General features: G+C 72.4%; 11 protein-coding genes. 5 read left to right on the top strand and 6 right to left on the bottom strand.

All coding sequences use genetic code 11. From position 1 onward, the window contains the following. Positions 1 to 5: 5 nt before the first annotated feature. A complete protein-coding gene (locus ACTOQ1_RS00105; RefSeq protein ID WP_440063458.1) occupies positions 6 to 1052 on the top strand; it encodes an FAD-dependent oxidoreductase in 1047 nt (348 codons plus the stop codon). 126 nt (positions 1053 to 1178) lie between these two features. Here the strand turns inward: ACTOQ1_RS00105 and ACTOQ1_RS00100 are convergent, their stop codons facing one another. The 3 genes from ACTOQ1_RS00100 to ACTOQ1_RS00090 are packed head-to-tail and all read right to left on the bottom strand — an operon-like array spanning position 1179 to position 3048. After that, complete coding sequence (locus ACTOQ1_RS00100) at positions 1179 to 1832, bottom strand: hypothetical protein (RefSeq protein WP_440063457.1); 654 nt, start codon at positions 1830 to 1832, stop codon at positions 1179 to 1181. Then, entirely contained in the window at positions 1829 to 2668 is an 840-nt protein-coding gene (locus ACTOQ1_RS00095; protein ID WP_440063456.1) for an AfsR/SARP family transcriptional regulator, read from the bottom strand. The genes ACTOQ1_RS00100 and ACTOQ1_RS00095 overlap by 4 nt, the downstream gene beginning before the upstream one ends. A gap of 41 nt (positions 2669 to 2709) precedes the next feature. Further along, complete coding sequence (locus ACTOQ1_RS00090) at positions 2710 to 3048, bottom strand: hydroxyisourate hydrolase (protein WP_344748401.1); 339 nt, start codon at positions 3046 to 3048, stop codon at positions 2710 to 2712. Between the two features lie 250 nt (positions 3049 to 3298). Between ACTOQ1_RS00090 and ACTOQ1_RS00085 the strand changes: the two genes are divergently transcribed. Further along, entirely contained in the window at positions 3299 to 3448 is a 150-nt protein-coding gene (locus ACTOQ1_RS00085) for a hypothetical protein (RefSeq protein WP_440063454.1), read from the top strand. A gap of 360 nt (positions 3449 to 3808) precedes the next feature. Continuing rightward, positions 3809 to 6943: an AfsR/SARP family transcriptional regulator gene (locus tag ACTOQ1_RS00080; RefSeq protein ID WP_440063452.1), complete on the top strand. Its 3135-nt coding sequence runs from the start codon at positions 3809 to 3811 to the stop codon at positions 6941 to 6943. Between the two features lie 112 nt (positions 6944 to 7055). On the opposite strand, the gene ACTOQ1_RS00075 is transcribed toward ACTOQ1_RS00080, so the two are convergent. Both ACTOQ1_RS00075 and ACTOQ1_RS00070 read right to left on the bottom strand, forming a co-directional pair. Then, complete coding sequence (locus ACTOQ1_RS00075; RefSeq protein ID WP_440063451.1) at positions 7056 to 8696, bottom strand: DUF885 domain-containing protein; 1641 nt, start codon at positions 8694 to 8696, stop codon at positions 7056 to 7058. Between the two features lie 149 nt (positions 8697 to 8845). Next, positions 8846 to 10099 carry an alkyl sulfatase dimerization domain-containing protein gene (locus tag ACTOQ1_RS00070; protein WP_440063449.1) on the bottom strand — a complete coding sequence of 418 codons (1254 nt, stop codon included), beginning with the start codon at positions 10097 to 10099 and terminating at the stop codon, positions 8846 to 8848. A 431-nt stretch (positions 10100 to 10530) separates the two neighbouring features. Between ACTOQ1_RS00070 and ACTOQ1_RS00065 the strand changes: the two genes are divergently transcribed. Both ACTOQ1_RS00065 and cydB read left to right on the top strand, forming a co-directional pair. Next, positions 10531 to 11910, top strand: coding sequence for a cytochrome ubiquinol oxidase subunit I (locus ACTOQ1_RS00065; RefSeq protein ID WP_440063448.1), 1380 nt, complete (start codon positions 10531 to 10533; stop codon positions 11908 to 11910). A 21-nt stretch (positions 11911 to 11931) separates the two neighbouring features. Further along, on the top strand, positions 11932 to 12918 hold the full coding sequence (cydB, locus tag ACTOQ1_RS00060) for a cytochrome d ubiquinol oxidase subunit II (protein WP_440063446.1): 987 nt from the start codon (positions 11932 to 11934) through the stop codon (positions 12916 to 12918). 193 nt (positions 12919 to 13111) lie between these two features. Here the strand turns inward: cydB and ppdK are convergent, their stop codons facing one another. Continuing rightward, positions 13112 to 15745: a pyruvate, phosphate dikinase gene (gene ppdK / locus ACTOQ1_RS00055; protein WP_440064737.1), complete on the bottom strand. Its 2634-nt coding sequence runs from the start codon at positions 15743 to 15745 to the stop codon at positions 13112 to 13114. Positions 15746 to 15752 lie beyond the last annotated feature (7 nt).

The following is a 15752-nucleotide window of genomic DNA, read 5'->3' as shown; positions in this document are numbered from 1 at the left end:
GTGCCATGATCAGAATCGCTGTCGTGGGCGGCGGGATCGCCGGGGCCATGCTGGCCTGGCGGCTGTGCGAGGTCGTCAGGGGGAGCGCCGTCCACCTGTACACCGGAGAGCCGCACAGGAGGGCCGACGCCAGCGCCGCCTCCGGGGGGCTGACCAGGGCCTTCGAGCCCGACGCCGCACTGTGCCTGGAGGCCGCCGACAGCCTGGCCGAGCTCCACTCGAACCGGGAGCTGCGCGAGTGGGCCTCCTACCGGGAGACCGGCTCGGTGTACCTGCTGCCCGGCCTCGGACCGGGCACCGAGGGCCTGGTCGAGCTGGTGCGCAGCCGCCTGCCCGGCTCGATCTCCCTGGTGAGCGGCGCGGAGCTCAGCACCCGCGGCACGTTCCGCGAGCTGCCGGAGGGGAGCGTGGCCGTCGTCGAGAAGCGCGCCGGGTACCTCTCCCCGAACGCCTTCCGTGACCGGCTCCTCGTCGAGCTCGCCCGATCGGGCGCCTTCGTCACCGACGGGCAGGTGGACGGCATCACCGCCGAGGCCGAGGTCCGGCCGGCCGAGGGCAGCCCGGCCAGGTTCGACGCCGTCGTGGTGGCCGCAGGGGCGTGGACTCAGGGACTTCTCGCCCGTACGGGCCTGACGGACGCGGGGCTGCGCACCAAGGTGATCCAGTACGTGCTCGGCCCCTCGGCGGGGAAGAATCCCGACGCGTTCGTCGACGAGACGTCGGGGCTGTACGGCAGGTCCTACGCCGAAGGACGGGTCCTGCTCGGGCTGCCCACCGACAGATGGGACATCACCCCTGGACCCACGCCGACCGACCCCGTTCTCACCAGCAGGATCCTCGACGTCGCCGAGGCCAGGATCGGATACCGGCCGCCGGGAAGGAAGGTCAAGGCCGTCACCGCGGTCGAGTGCTACCACCCCACGGGAGGGCTGTCGCTGCGTCCCCTGGCCAAGGGTGTCTACACGTTCACCGGGGGGAGCGGCGGCGCGGGCAAGACCGTGCTCGCCGCGAGCCGCACGGCCGCGCGAAGCCTGGTCAGGTCGCTGCGATGAGCGCGGGGACGCGACCCGTCAGGGTCGCGTCCCGGTGACCGTCGCCGGTCGCGAACACCGCCGTGAGGAGGGAGGCCGGCCGGGTCGCCCGTCCCCGCAGCCGTGAGGGCGGAGCCCGGAACCCGGTCAGGTCGCCGCGGTGAACGCCAGGTAGCAGTAGTCGTCCAGCATCTTCGCCAGCGGGCGCCCGGGGCGGCCCAGCCGCACCGCCAGCTCCCGCTCGCCGGCACCCGCCTCCTCCAGCAGGCGCCGCGCCCACTCCCGGCCCAGCCGCAGGTGCGCGCGGTAGGCGTCCGGCGTACGGGACCCGTGCAGGGCGTCGGCGATGGCCGCGTCCCAGGGCATCAGCGCCGCCGGGCGCAGGGCGTGCAGCATCTTGGTCGCGGCGGTCGGTCCCAGGGAGCGGGGCCTGGCCCCGGGGGCCGCGCGCATCGCCGACAGGTCCGCGTAGCACTCGCCCAGCACGTCGATCTCCGCGTCGTCCAGCGCCGCGAGCGTGGCGTCCCGGCCGGGGAGGCGCTCCCGCCAGCGGTCCCACCAGGCCGCGGTCTCCGTGCCGAAGACGTCGGGCTCGCCGTCGCGCGGATAGCGCAGCCGGCACCCCCACGCGTTCAACCAGGTCAGCAGGGCCCGGCGATGGGCGGCGAGCGCGGGGTCGACCCCCGGACCGGTCGCCAGCAGCAGCCGCTCCCACGACCTGTCGGCCGCGCCGTAGCGGGCGAACTCGCCGACCGCCGCGCCCAGGCGTTCCAGATCGGGCCCCCGGCCGGGGGGCGTCACGGGCGCGGGCCGGTCAGGGGCGGCCGGCTCCGGCCCCGCATGAGCGTGGCCAGCAGCCGCTCGGTGCGCTCGCTCGGCTCCACGTCGAGGTCGGTGCGCAACCGGTGGCGGCACACCTCGTACCAGCTCAGGACGCGGCCGAGCTCGCCGAGCTCGCCGTGCATCATCATCAGGGTCTGGTAGGTGGTCTCGTGGTGGGGATCGACGTCGAGGGCCCTGCGGCACCAGTGCATCGCGGCCGGCCAGTCCTCGCGCTCCAGCGCCTCGGTGCGCAGCGCGGACAGGGCGCGCAGCGCGGTCCCGCGCATCCACTGCCGCTGCTCGTTGATCCAGTCGCCGCTCTCGCCGGAGAGGAAGTCCCCGACGTACAGGTCGGCGGTCCGCTGGAACCAGGCGATCGCGGTGTCGTGGTCCTTGGCGACCCACGCGCTCCGGCCTCGGTCGAAGGCGCGCTGGAACTCCTCGATGTCCACCCACGCGCTGTTCGTCCGCAGCACGTACCCGTGGTCCTGGTGGAGCAGGGTGAAACCGTCCCTGTCCTCGAACTCGTTGAGCACCCGCCGCACGCCGTGCACGGCGACCTTGAGCGAGCTGGAGCGGTGATCCTCCCTCTCCGGCCACAGCACCTCGCGCAACCGGTCCCCGTGGACGAACCGCTCACGGTTGACCAGCAGGTACTGGAACAGGGCCCTCGACTTGCCGGCACGCCAGTGTGAGACGGCCTGCCCGTCGACCTCCAGGCGGAAGTTGCTCAGGCATCGGGCGATGACCGAGGGCGTGCCCTCGTCCCGCCCGGCGTTGTGGGGACCGGCTTTCACCAATTGTTGAACGGGCATGTTCGCTTCCCTTGGATGGACGGACTCCGCCGCTCGCGGACTCACCCGCGGACGCCGAAGCACGTCGAGTACGAGTGTGGCGCCAGCACGACCTGGACGTGATACGGCATGCGCTCGTCGTGCATCCGGAACATGACCGTGATCTCCGGGTAGGAGGTGGTCATGCCGAGGCCGGCGAAATAGTGGTCGGTGGCGAGGACGAGACGATAGAGCCCGCGCTCCATGAATTCGTCCGTCCATTCTTTAACATTTCCATCGATGTCGGTCTCGCCCTCGGAGACCGGCTCCCAGCCGGTGCCCGAGGCGCGCTCCAGGCGAGCTCGGACACCGGCCGCGGACCGGCCGTAAACGCCGTCAAGTGCCTGCGTGGCGATGCTCATGTGAGGTTACCCATCTGCTGGTCGGGGCCGCGTGACCCTTATCGCGCGGCCTCGGTCCCATCAGGTTCCACGGGAGGGCTATCCGTCCGCTATCCATCGGCTACCGGAGCCTATTCTTTCGTGCCGGACGGCTCGGATGCCGGATCAGAAGGGATCGGATAAGGGGCGGATAGGGGCGCTATTTACGTTTTGAAGCAGACAGGCGGACAGCAGTGAACGGCCTGCGAGACACGAAGAAGAGGTACAGGAAATGCGGGAATTCGCGAGCTTCACCACCCTCCGGATCATCGTCTCCGCCGTCGCGGTCCTCGGGTGCCTCGGTCTCGCCGCCGTCGTCCCCTCGATCGCCGGCGGGGCCCCGACGACCACCGTGCTCGCCAGCAACACCCCCTGGGGCTGAACTGCACCCCCCGCCCGGCGAGGTCGCCGGCGGCGGGGGTTCGCCGAAGCGGTCGGATCCGTCCAAGGTCCGGCCGCTTCTTCATGTCTCAAACCCGCCCGTTAGTCGCAAATCGGGCCAGACCTTTACAAACCCCCCTGGTTCTCCCACCAGCGACGTTGTATGATCCCGGGCAGACCGCGTTTCATGCATATAAAATTGCCCGTCATGATCTCTGGGTTATATGTCCGGAGATCATGGAGGGTGGGGTTGAGTCGATTGTTGCCTGGATTTAAGGCAGTGGTTAGATCCCTGATGTCTCTCTTACACCGACAGTGCGGTGAATTTCCGGAACAGGCCGCGATTCTGTAAGGAGAGTCGGTGGAGTATCGGATCCTCGGCCCCCTGGAGGTCATCGCCGACGGCCGGCGCCTGGATCTGGGCGCGCCTCGGCAGCAGGTCGTCCTCTCCTGCCTCCTGCTGGAGGCCAACCGGATGGTCACCATCGGGCGGCTGACAGACGCGATCTACGGTGAGGACCTTCCCAGCACCTCGCGCGCGCAGGTGCAGATCTGCATCTCCTCGCTGCGGCGGCTGTTCGCCGCCAACGGCGGGCCCGACGTCATCGCGACCCACTCCCAGGGATACACGCTGCGGGTCGCCGAGGGGGAGCTCGACTCCCAGACTTTCGAGGGCCTGCTGAACCAGGCCCGCCAGGCTCGTGAGGGCCACCGCCCGGAGGACGCCGTCAGGCACTACCGGGAGGCACTCGCCCTCTGGCGGGGTCCCGCCCTCGACGGCCAGGAGAGCCGGCTCGTGCAGGGGGCGGTCGGCAGGCTGAGCGAGCGCCGGATCACCGCGAACGAGGACTGCGTCGAGCTGGAGCTGGAGCTGGGCAGACACCACGAGTTGGTGGGCGAGCTCAGCGAGCTCGTCGAGGAACACCCGCTCAGGGAACGGCTGCGCGGCCAGCTGATGATCGCGCTCTACCGCTCGGGACGCCAGGCCGAGGCGCTGACGGTCTATCGCCGTGCCCGCCAGACGATGATCGACGAGCTGGGCATCGAACCCAACGAGAGCCTCCAGCAGCTCGAGTACGCCATCCTCACCTCCGACGAGAGCCTCGACGCGCCGGGGCGGCAGCAACAGCATCAGCAACAGCCCCAGCGCCACGCGGAGGCGCAGGAGGCGCCGGCCGCCCGCCGGACGGTCCCCCGGCTGCTGCCCACCGACATCGCCGACTTCACCGGCCGGATCAAGCTGGTCGAGGCGATCCGCCGCCAGCTCACGTTCGCCGCGGAGGACCGCCAGCGGCTCGCCGTCCCCGTCATCGCCGTCGTCGGCAAGCCGGGCATCGGCAAGTCCACGATCGCGGTGCACGTCTCGCACAGCGTCGCCGGACGCTACGAGGACGGCCAGCTCTTCGCCGACCTGCACGGAGGGGAGTCCCACCCGGTCGGCTCCGGACAGGTGCTCGAACGGTTCCTGCGCGCGCTGGGCGTGCCGGGCAACGCGATACCCGACGGGGTGGACGAGCGGGCGGAGATGTACCGCGGGCTGCTCTCCGGACGCAAGGTGCTGGTCGTCCTGGACGACGCCAGGAGCGAGAGCCAGGTGCTGCCGCTGTTGCCCGGCAATCCCGAGGCCGCGGTGATAATCACCAGCCGCAGCCGGCTCGCGGGCCTGCCGGGCGCGGCCCATCTCGACGTCGGCCTCTTCGACTCCAGGCAGTCGGTGGACCTGCTCGCCCGCATCGCCGGTGTCGAGCGGGTGCAGGCCGAGCGGGAGTCGGCGGCCGAGCTGGCGGACCTCTGCGGCCATCTGCCGCTGGCGCTGCGCATCGCGGGCGCCAGGCTCGCCGCCCGCCCGCACTGGACGATCGACCAGCTCGTGGGACGGCTGGAGGACGAGACCCGCAGGCTCGACGAGCTCAAACACGGCGACCTGGGCATCAGGGCGAGCATCTCGCTGACGTACGAGAGCGTCAGCGAGGACGCGCGCCGCCTGTTCCGGCGCCTGGCCATCCTGGAGTCCCGGCACTTCTCCGGCTGGGTCGCCGCAGCGCTGCTCGACTGCCATCCCTCCGACGCGCAGGACCTGCTCGACGACCTGGCCGACGCCCAGCTGGTCGAGACGGCCGACGCCGGGTACGGCGTGCACAGCCAGTACCGCTTCCACGACCTGATCCACGTGTTCGCCCGCGAGCGCCTCGCCGGCGAGGAGGCGGTCGCCGACCGCAACGCCGCGCTGGAGAGGGTGCTCGGCGGCCTGCTCTTCCTGACCGGCGAGGCGCACCGCCGCGAGTACGGCGGAGACTACGTGCAGGTCCACAGTGACGCGCCGCGCTGGCCGCTGCCCGGGCGGCTGGTCGAGCAACTGGTGATGGCCCCCCTTCCCTGGTACGAGCGCGAGCGGCTCACGCTGGTCTCGGGCATCCGCCAGGCGGCGCAGGCCGGGTTCGTCGAGCTGTGCTGGGACCTCGCGATCAGCGCGGTCACCCTGTTCGAGTCGAGGATCTACTTCGACGACTGGCGGGAGACCCACCAGGTCGCCCTGGCCGCCGCCCGGCAGGCCGGCGACCGCCGGGGGCAGGCGGCGATGCTCTACTCGATCGGCTCGCTGTACATCGCCGAGCAGCGCTTCGGGGACGCGCGGCGCGACTTCGAGTCGGCGGCCGAGCTGTTCGAGGAGGCCGGGGACGACCTGGGGGTGGCCCTCGTCATCCGCAACATCGCCTTCCTGGACCGGATGAGCGGCCGGCTCGACGACGCGGTGGAACGTTATGATCGCGCGCTGGGCATCTTCCGCGGCACCGGCGACCAGGTCGCCTCCGCCTACGTGCTCCACAGCATGGCCCAGATCAGGCTCGACTGCGACGAGCTCGACGAGGCCAAGCGCCTGCTGGGCGAGGCGCTGGAACTCAGCAGGGTCGGGGGCAGCCGCCGGGTGGAGGCACAGGTCCTGCACCGGCTGGGCGAGACCTACCTCAGGTCGGAGGAGTACGCGTCGGCGGCCGAGGTCTTCGAGCGGACGCTCACGACCGTGCGCAACATCGGCGACCCGACCGGCGAGGCGTACGCCCTGCACGGCCTGGGCGTCACGCGGCTGCGCCAGGGGAACCTCCAGGAGGCCGAGCTCACCCTCCAGAACGCCCTGGAGGTGGCGACCACCGCGGGGGAGAGGCTCGCCGAGGCCAGGGTCGTGCTCGCGCTCGGCGAGCTGGCGCTCGCCGTCGACCAGACCGAACAGGCCATCGGCCGCTTCCACCAGGCCCTCGGCCTGTTCCACAAGATCGACGCGCCGCTCCACCAGATGCGCGTCCTGGTCATGCTCAGCGCGGCGTACACCACCGTCGGCGAGGCCGAGGCGGCGCTGAGCGTCTCGGAGGAGGCCCTCGAGCTGGCCGGCACGATGCCCCCCGCGATCGCCGCCCGGGTACGCGCCCAGCTGGAGCCTCCTCCGTCGCCCGCCCTGGAACAACCACGAGGGCGGGCGGGGAAGGTCCCGGCGTCCTGAGGACCGGACGGTCCGCAGAGGTCCGGGGAGGTCCGGGAGCCGGACCTCCCCGGGCGGTCGCCGCCGGTCGTGCCGCCGGTCGCGGGGTCACCGGTCGCGGGGCTGCCGGTGCTCAGCAGATGCGGCGCAGGGCCTCCGCGAGGCTGGACAGGCCGACCGGCCCCAGCTCCAGCGCGGCGGTGTGCCAGGCACGCAGGTCGAAGGCGTCACCCAGGCGCAGCCTGGCCTCCTCGCGGGCCTGCACCCACGCCCGCTCGCCCAGCTTGTAGGAGATGGCCTGGGAGGGCCAGCCGAAGTAGCGCACCACCTCGGCCTCGACCCGGTGCGGCTCGCAGCGGCCCTGCTCGCGCAGCACCTCGCAGGCCTTCTCGAAGGTCCACCTTGAGCCGTCGGGCAACGGCAGGTCGAGGTGGACGCCCAGGTCGATGACCACCCGGGCGGCGCGCAGGGCCGACCAGTTGAGCATGCCCAGCCGGGTGCCCGGCTCGGTGAACCAGCCCAGCTCGTCGGCGAGCCGCTCGGCGTACAGGCCCCACCCCTCGCCGTGGCCGTCCACCCAGGACACCTTGGCGAACCTGGACAGGGTGTCCCCGGCCATGCGCATCGCGCCGAACTGCAGGTGGTGGCCGGGCACCCCCTCGTGGAAGATCGTCGTCAGCTCGCTCCAGGTGGCGAAGCGGGTCCGCCCGCCGACCGGCCACAGGGTGCGGCCCGGCCGCGACAGGTCCTCGCTGGGCGCGTTGTAGGAGGCCGCGCCGGACGTGGAGCTCACGTCGACCTCGGCCACGATGCGCCGCAGCGGCTCGGGGATGTCGAAGTGCGTGCCGTTCAGCTGCTCGACCGCCCGGTCGTGACGCTCCTGCAGCCACGCCTGGTACTCCTCCAGGGAGTCGACCGCCTGGGTCTCGTTGAGGATCGCGGTCGCCTCCTCGATGGTCGCGCCCGGCTTGATCCGCTCGACCTCGGCGGCCGTCTCGGCCCCGATGCGCTCCAGCTCCGCCCAGCCCCACTCGTACGCCTCGCGCAGGTCGATGTCGGCGCCCAGGCTGATCCTGGCGACGACCGCGTAGCGCTCGGGGCCCACCGCGTCGGCCTCGCTCGCCCGGGGCGCGTACTCCTCGCGCAGGTAGCGCCCCGCGAAGGCGTAGGCGTCGTGGGCCGCCGCGGCCGCCTTGAGCAGTTCCTCCCTGACCGGGCCCTCGCCGTAGGTGGCGACGAAGGCGTCGTGCGCCGGGGGAGTCCCGCCGGCGCCGGCGAACTGGTCGGCCTGGTCCGCCATGGCCAGCGCCTGCCTGCGGGCGCCCCGCAGGCCCATCTCCAGGCCGACCTCCAGGCTCTCCCGCCACCCGGCGAGCATCTCCGGGATCGCCGCCAGGCGGGCGGCGACGTCGCGCCACTCGTCGTCGGTGCCGTGGGGGAGGAGGACGACGCTGGAGCGCACCCGGTAGGGCAACCCGTACGGCGCCGCCACCCAGCGGAGCGGTTCGCCCGTGTCGTGCCAGGCGAGCTCGGCCTCCAGCCGCTCCCGCAGGTGGGTGGCCGCCCTGACGTCCGGCTCGCCGGTCGGGACCAGCTCGTCGAGACGCTTCAGAGTCGAACGGATCAGTTCGGCACGGGCGGCGCTCCCGGCCGGGCTGTGGTCGGTGGCGGCCACGAAGTCGGACACGATGCCTTCGGCACCTGCCGCGATCGGGTCGAGGGCCGCCCAGCGGGTGACGTACTCATCGCAAAGCGCAAAGATCGGAGTGCTCATGTCCGGACCGTAGGATCGCCTGGCATCCGCCCCCTATCCCTTCGCTATCCGGCCGCCCTGACGTCCGGGAACGCGGCGCCGCGAGAGGCACGCCCGCGCCCGGGGAGAACCCGCCCCTACGGAGCGGAGCCCGAGCCGGAGGCCGGTGGTCAGGCCGGGGTGCCTCCCGCGGCCCTGCGCGACTCCTCGGCCGCCCAGGTGAACACGCCCCTGGCCATCAGCGACGCCTCCGACTCCGCCCTGGCGGCGAACACCTCGGCCCGCACCCCGTGCAGTGCCGTGTCGTCCGGTGCGGCCTGCACGGCCATCTCGGCCAGGTGTCCCGCCAGCCGCTGGTCTCCCGCGGCCAGCGCCTCCAGCGCGGCGTCGCCCAGCCTCGCGGCGCCTCCGGCCAGCTTCGCCACCGCCGCGGCCAGCGTGGCCTCGGGCGCGGGCTTGAGGTGGGCCGGGTTGCCGTCGTACCAGCCGCCGTACAGCCGCCAGATGTTGCGCACCACGAACTCCGGCTCGTCGTAGTGCGGGCGCAGGTAGGGTCGCTCCGCCAGCCGCGCGGGAGGCCGCACGGCGCGCACGATGTCGTCCAGCCTGGCGCCCTCGTTGAGCATCCCCAGGGTGCGCTCGACCATGAACTCCAGCCACTCGGCCGTCTCGGTCAGAGCCTGCTCGACCCGGTCGGCGCCGAAGATCGGGGCGCCGTGGCTGGGCAGCATGATCTCCGGCCGCAGCTCGGCCATCCTGCGCAGCGCGATCGCCCACTCGCGCGGGTAGCGCTGCGCCTTCTGCGGGTTGCCGCAGTTGGGGGTCACCCAGATGAACAGGTCGCCCGGCAGCAGGATGCGGTGCGAGGGCACCCAGCCGACGCTGGCGTCGTCGGTCTCGCCCTTGGCGTGGAAGAGGTCGACGTGGCCGAGCGACATCACGTCGCGGTAGGCCACGTCGGGGTAGCGGTACTCGGTGGGCCAGGTCAGGCCGGGAGCCTGGAACTGCCGCCGGTTCACGATGGCGTTGTAGCCGTTGGTCAGCACGTAGCGCTCGAAGCGGACGGCGACCGCCTCGTGCCCCACCACCGTCGGCCGGGGCCGTCGCGCCGTGTCGGCCTCGGCGTCGAACGGGCCGACGCCCGAGACGTGGTCGATGTGGCCGTGGGAGTAGACCGCGGCGGTCACCGGGTCGCCGGTCCAGGCCCGCAGCTCGGTGTGGAGCCGGTCCGCGTCGAAGGGGTTGCCCGTGTCGAACAGGGTCACCTCCCCGCCGTGCCGCAGCGCGATCACGTTGCCGAAGCCGCTGCGGAAGCCCACGCCGTCGACGATCTCCACGAAGCCCTGCCCGGCGAGGCCGGTGTGCACGATGCTGTCGGGGGCCTCGCCCCGCCACACGGTGTCGGCGTACTCGGTGATGTTCATGGGAGGTCAGCCCTTCCTCGACGTCTTCCGCCGCGATCCGGCCGGTTCCCGCGCCCGGGTGAACCGGCGGGCGGATACCGCGTGTTCCGCCGTCCGGGATCGATGTGGTTTTTGGAGAACAAGCCCATTCCAACCGAGCGGCACCGTATATGTCACCATCCGCGGGTGATCCAACCTGAGGTGAGCGCGTCCCGCGGGCGGCCCCCGGCTCACGGGCCGGTCGGGCACCGGTGGCGGGGAGCGTGCACGCCGGGGACCTTCGCCGCTGCCGCGCCCGGGGCCACGGAGGCGACCCGGAGGCGGACCCGAGGAGGAACCGGTGAAGCTCCCGCCATGGGACCAAGGTCCCCTCCGGTGAGGTCCGCCGCCCCTACGGGAGGACGCCGTCGCCACTCGAAGCTACGGGGAGCCCCTGAAGACTTGGAGCGTCGATGGACGTCTTGGACCTGTCCCGCTGGCAGTTCGGTATCACGACCGTCTACCACTTCCTGTTCGTCCCGCTGACGATCGGGCTGTCGGTCATCGTGGCCGGCCTGCAGACCGCCTGGTACCGCACGCGGAATCCGGACCACCTCAGGCTCACCCGGTTCTTCGGCAGGCTGTTCCTGATCAACTTCGCGATGGGCGTGGTCACCGGCATCGTGCAGGAGTTCCAGTTCGGGATGAACTGGAGCGCCTACTCCCGCTTCGTCGGCGACGTCTTCGGCGCTCCGCTGGCCATGGAAGGGCTGATCGCCTTCTTCCTGGAATCGACCTTTCTCGGGCTGTGGATCTTCGGCTGGGACAAGCTGCCGCCCCGCCTGCACCTGGCCACCATCTGGCTGGCCGCTCTCGGCACCAACATCTCGGCCTACTTCATCCTGGCGGCCAACTCCTGGATGCAGCACCCGGTGGGCTACCGCCTCAACCCGGTCAGCGGGCGCGCCGAGCTGACCGACATCTGGGCGGTGCTGGGCAACTCCACCACCCTGGTCACCTTCCCGCACGTGTTGTTCGGCGCGTTCGTCACCGCCGGCGCCTTCGTGGCGGGAGTGAGTGCCTGGCAGCTGAGCCGCGGGCGGGAGGCCGCGATGTTCCGGGGCTCGGCGCGGATGGCGATGTCCGTCACCCTGGTCGCCGCCGCCGGGGTCGCGTTGTCGGGGCACTGGCAGGCGCAGATCATGACCGAGCAGCAGCCGATGAAGATGGCCGCCGCCGAGGCGCTGTGGGAAGACGAGACCTCAGCGGGCTTCTCCCTGTTCGCCGTCGGCGACGTCGAGAACGGCCGCAACCACGTCAACGTGCAGATCCCCTACGGCCTGAGCCTGCTGGCCACCAACACCACCGACGGCCGGGTCGAGGGCGTCAACGACATCCAGGCCCGCTACCAGGCCCTGTACGGCCCGGGGGACTACCGGCCGGTCGTCGGCCTGGCCTACTGGACCTTCCGCCTGATGATCGGCTTCGGCGTGCTGGCCGGGCTGCTGGCCCTGGCCGGGCTGTGGCTGACCCGGCGCGGGCGGTCGCCGTCCGGGCGCTGGTTCCACCGGCTGGCCGTGGCCGGCATCGGCCTGCCGTTCCTGGCCAACTCGCTCGGCTGGATCTTCACCGAGATGGGCCGCCAGCCCTGGACGGTCTTCGGCGTCATGCGCACCGCCGCGGCCGTCTCCCCGGGCGTCGACGTCACCGAGGTGGCCATCACGCTGACCGGGTTCACCCTGGTCTACGCCGTGCTCGCGGTCATCGAGGTGCGGCTGCTGCTGAAGTTCATCCGGATCGGCCCGCACGAGGAGCCCGAGCCCGCCGGCGCCGTCCCGGCCCTGACCTACTGAGATCGCGAGGGGAATCCCGTCATGGAGCTCACCACCGTCTGGTTCGTGCTCATCGCCGTGCTGTGGACCGGCTATTTCGTGCTGGAGGGCTTCGACTTCGGCGTGGGGATCCTGCTGCCGGTGCTGGGCCGTACCGCGCCGGAGCGCAAGATGATCGTCGCCGGCATCGGCCCGGTGTGGGACGGCAACGAGGTGTGGCTGCTGGTCGCCGGCGGCGCCACCTTCGCCGCCTTCCCCGAGTGGTACGCCACCTTGTTCAGCGGCTTCTACCTGCCGTTGTTCGTCATCCTGCTGGCCCTGATCATGCGGGGCGTCGCCCTGGAGTACCGCGGCAAGAGCGACGGCACCCGCGGCTGGGACCGCGCCTTCTTCTGGGGCTCGCTCGGACCGGCCTTCCTGTGGGGCGTGGCCTTCGCCAACATCGTGCGCGGCGTACCGCTGGACGCCGACCACGAATACGCGGGCACCCTGCTGACCCTGCTCAATCCCTACGCGCTGCTCGGCGGCGCGGCCACCCTGGTGCTGTTCACCCTGCACGGCGCGGTCTTCCTGGCGCTGAAGACCACCGGCCAGGTGCGCGAGCGCGCCGGGCGAGCCGTACGGCTGCTCGCACCGGCGGCCCTGGTCGTGGGCGGGGCGTTCCTGCTGGTGACCCAGCTCATCGCGGGCAAGCCGATCACCTGGCTCACGGTGGCGCTGGCCGCGGGCGCGCTCGCCGCCGCCCTGGCGGCCACGCTGCGCGGGCGCGAGGGATGGGCCTTCGCCGCCAACGCCGCGGCCATCGTCGCCGTCACCGCGACCCTGTTCACCTGCCTGTGGCCGAACGTCATGCCGGCCGTCGACCCGGCCCACAGCCTGACGGTGCACAACGCCGCGTCCACCCCCTACACCCTGACCGTGATGACCTGGGTCGCCGCGATCTTCACCCCGGTGGTGCTGGCCTACCAGGCCTGGACCTACTGGGTCTTCCGCAAGCGTTTGACCCAGCCCCAGGTGGAGGCGAACTGACCGGGGCCGGGCAGCCGGCCGGGGACGCCGGCGGCCTTTCCTCGCGTGGGCGGGTGCCCGGCGTCCGTCCTCGCGTGGGCGGGTGCGGAGCCGGGACCGGACCCGGTCGCGCATGCGACGCGGGGGCGAGACCGGCGGTGAACGCGGTCCCGGCAGACGGGTTCACCGCCTGCCGGGACCGGGGACCGCGTGCTCATCCGGCCGGGGGAAGGGCCGCGCGGCCCGCCTCCAGCCGGGCCACCGGGAGCCGGTACGGCGAGCAGGACACGTAGTCCAGCCCCGCCCGGTGGAAGAAGTGGATGGACGCGGGGTCGCCACCGTGCTCGCCGCACACTCCGACGCGCAGGCCGGGGCGGGCCGCGCGGCCCTCTTGGACGGCCAGCTCGACCAGGCGGCCGACGCCGCGCTCGTCGATGGACTCGAAGGGGGAGGTGGCGAAGACGCCCAGGCGCAGGTACTGCGGCAGGAAGGAGCTCTCGGCGTCGTCACGCGACAGGCCCCAGGCCATCTGGGTCAGGTCGTTGGTGCCGAAGGAGAAGAACTCCGCCTCGGCGGCGATGTCGCCGGCGGTCAGGGCCGCCCGCGGCACCTCGATCATCGTGCCGACGGGGATCGGCGGGGCGCCGGGGATGCCGGCCAGCACCCGCTCGGCCTCGGCGCGGACCAGGGCCAGCTCGCGGACGTCGCCCACCAGCGGCACCATGATCTCCGGCCGCGGGTCGCCGCCCTCGCGGACCCGGGCCGCGGCGGCCTCGCCGATGGCGCGCACCTGCATGGCGAACAGGCCGGGGACGGCCAGGCCCAGCCGTACCCCGCGCAGGCCCAGCATCGGGTTGGACTCGTGCATCCGCCGCACAGCCGCCAGCAGGGCCCGGTCGCGATCGGTCGAGGCGGCCAGCAGCTCCTCCAGCGGGGGCAGGAACTCGTGCAGCGGCGGGTCGATCAGGCGGATGGTCACCGGCAGGCCGTCCATGGCGGCCAGGATGCCGGTGAAGTCCTCGCGTTGCAGCGGCAGCAGTTCGGCCAGCGCGGCGGCGACCTCCTCCTCGCTCTCGGCCAGGATGAGCCGCTCCACCAGCACCCGCCGCTCGCCCAGGAACATGTGCTCGGTACGGCACAGCCCGACCCCGGCCGCGCCGAACCCGCGGGCCCTGGCGGCGTCCTCGGGGGTGTCGGCGTTGGCCTGCACGTCCAGCCGGCGTGTCGCGTCGGCGTGCGCGACCAGGCGGCTGACGGCGTGCACCAGGGGGCCGGCGGCGGCGTCGAGGTCCCCCTCGAAGTAGCGCACCACGGGGGAGGGGGTGACGGGCAGCTCGCCCAGGTACACCTTCCCGGTGATGCCGTCCACGGAGATCATGTCGCCCTCGCGGACCGTGACCGGACCGGAGCGCAGCAGCCCGCCGGCGGTGTCGACGTCGAGTTCGGCGGCGCCGCACACACAGGTGCGGCCCATGCCGCGGGCCACCACGGCCGCGTGCGAGGTCTTGCCGCCACGGCTGGTCAGGATGCCCCTGGCGGCCAGCATGCCGGGCAGGTCGTCGGGGTTGGTCTCGCGCCGGACGAGGATGACCGGCTCGCCGCGCCCGGCGGCCTCGACGGCGCGGTGGGAGTCGAAGACCGCCCGGCCGGAGGCGGCCCCCGGCGAGGCGGCCACGCCGGTGGCGATCGGCTCGGGCGCGCCCTCCAGGTCGAAGCGGGGGAACATCAGCTGCGCCAGCGCGGCGCCGTCCACCCGCCGCAGCGCCTGGTCCAGGTCGATGACGCCCTCGTCGACGAGCTGGGCGGCGATGATGAAGGCCGCCGCGGCGGTGCGCTTGCCCACCCGGGTCTGCAGCATCCACAGCCTGCCGTCCTCGATGGTGAACTCGATGTCGCACAGGTCGCGGTAGCGGCGCTCCAGGACGCCCATGATCTCCACCAGCCGCGCGTAGCAGGCGCCGTCGAGCCGCTCCAGTTCCTGCAGGGGCAGGGCGTCGCGGATGCCGGCCACCACGTCCTCGCCCTGGGCGTTGGGCAGGTAGTCGCCGTAGACGCCGCGGGCGCCGGTGGCCGGGTCGCGGGTGAAGGCGACGCCGGTGCCGCAGCGGGTGCCGCGGTTGCCGTAGACCATGGCCATCACGTTGACCGCGGTGCCCAGGTCGTCGGGGATGTGCTCGGCGTTGCGGTAGACGCGGGCCCGCTCGGTGTTCCAGGAGCGGAAGACGGCCAGGACGGCGTCGCGCAGCTGCTCGGCGGGGTCCTGCGGGAAGTCGGTCCCGGTGTGGGCGTGAAAGATCTTCTTGTAGGCGCCGACCAGCTCGCGCAGGTCGGCCGCGGACAGCTCGGGGTCGGTGGCCACGCCGCGCTCGCGGCGCAGCGCCTCCAGGGCGCCCTCGAACTCGGTGCCGGGGATGCCCGTCACGGTGGAGCCGTACATGGAGATCAGCCGCCGGTAGCAGTCCCAGGCGAAGCGCTCGCCGCCGTGGGCGGCCAGGCCGGCCACGGTGACGTCGGTCAGGCCGATGTCCAGGACGGTCTCCATCATGCCCGGCATGGAGAAGCGGCCGCCGGAGCGCACCGACACCAGCAGGGGGTCGCCGGGGTCGCCGAGGCGGCGCCCGATGGCCTGTTCGACCCGCCGCAGGTGCAGGTCCACCTCCGCGTCCAGTTCGGGCGGGGTCGTCCCCCGCTCCAGGTAGAAGCGGCAGGCCTCGGTGGTGATGGTGAAGCCCGGCGGCACGGGCAGCCCCAGCCGGGTCATCTCGGCCAGGTTGGCCCCCTTTCCGCCGAGCAGGTCTTTCATGTCCATGTCGCCGTCGGCGAAGTCGTACACGTAGTTCGTGCGCATCGCGGGT

It is taken from the genome of Streptosporangium sp. OZ121 (assembly GCF_051918885.1).
GTDB lineage: Bacteria > Actinomycetota > Actinomycetes > Streptosporangiales > Streptosporangiaceae > Streptosporangium.
This window is presented reverse-complemented; position numbering and strand designations above follow the sequence as displayed.

Bases quoted from the DNA above. Each gene is read 5' to 3' on its own strand.
- ACTOQ1_RS00070 (WP_440063449.1), bottom strand. From the start codon at position 10,099: ATGAACATCACCGAGTACGCCGACACCGTGTGGCGGGGCGAGGCCCCC.
- ACTOQ1_RS00105 (WP_440063458.1), top strand. From the start codon at position 6: ATGATCAGAATCGCTGTCGTGGGCGGCGGGATCGCCGGGGCCATGCTG.
- ACTOQ1_RS00090 (WP_344748401.1), bottom strand. From the start codon at position 3,048: ATGAGCATCGCCACGCAGGCACTTGACGGCGTTTACGGCCGGTCCGCG.
- ACTOQ1_RS00095 (WP_440063456.1), bottom strand. From the start codon at position 2,668: ATGCCCGTTCAACAATTGGTGAAAGCCGGTCCCCACAACGCCGGGCGG.
- ppdK (WP_440064737.1), bottom strand. From the start codon at position 15,745: ATGCGCACGAACTACGTGTACGACTTCGCCGACGGCGACATGGACATG.
- ACTOQ1_RS00085 (WP_440063454.1), top strand. From the start codon at position 3,299: ATGCGGGAATTCGCGAGCTTCACCACCCTCCGGATCATCGTCTCCGCC.
- ACTOQ1_RS00065 (WP_440063448.1), top strand. From the start codon at position 10,531: ATGGACGTCTTGGACCTGTCCCGCTGGCAGTTCGGTATCACGACCGTC.
- cydB (WP_440063446.1), top strand. From the start codon at position 11,932: ATGGAGCTCACCACCGTCTGGTTCGTGCTCATCGCCGTGCTGTGGACC.
- ACTOQ1_RS00075 (WP_440063451.1), bottom strand. From the start codon at position 8,696: ATGAGCACTCCGATCTTTGCGCTTTGCGATGAGTACGTCACCCGCTGG.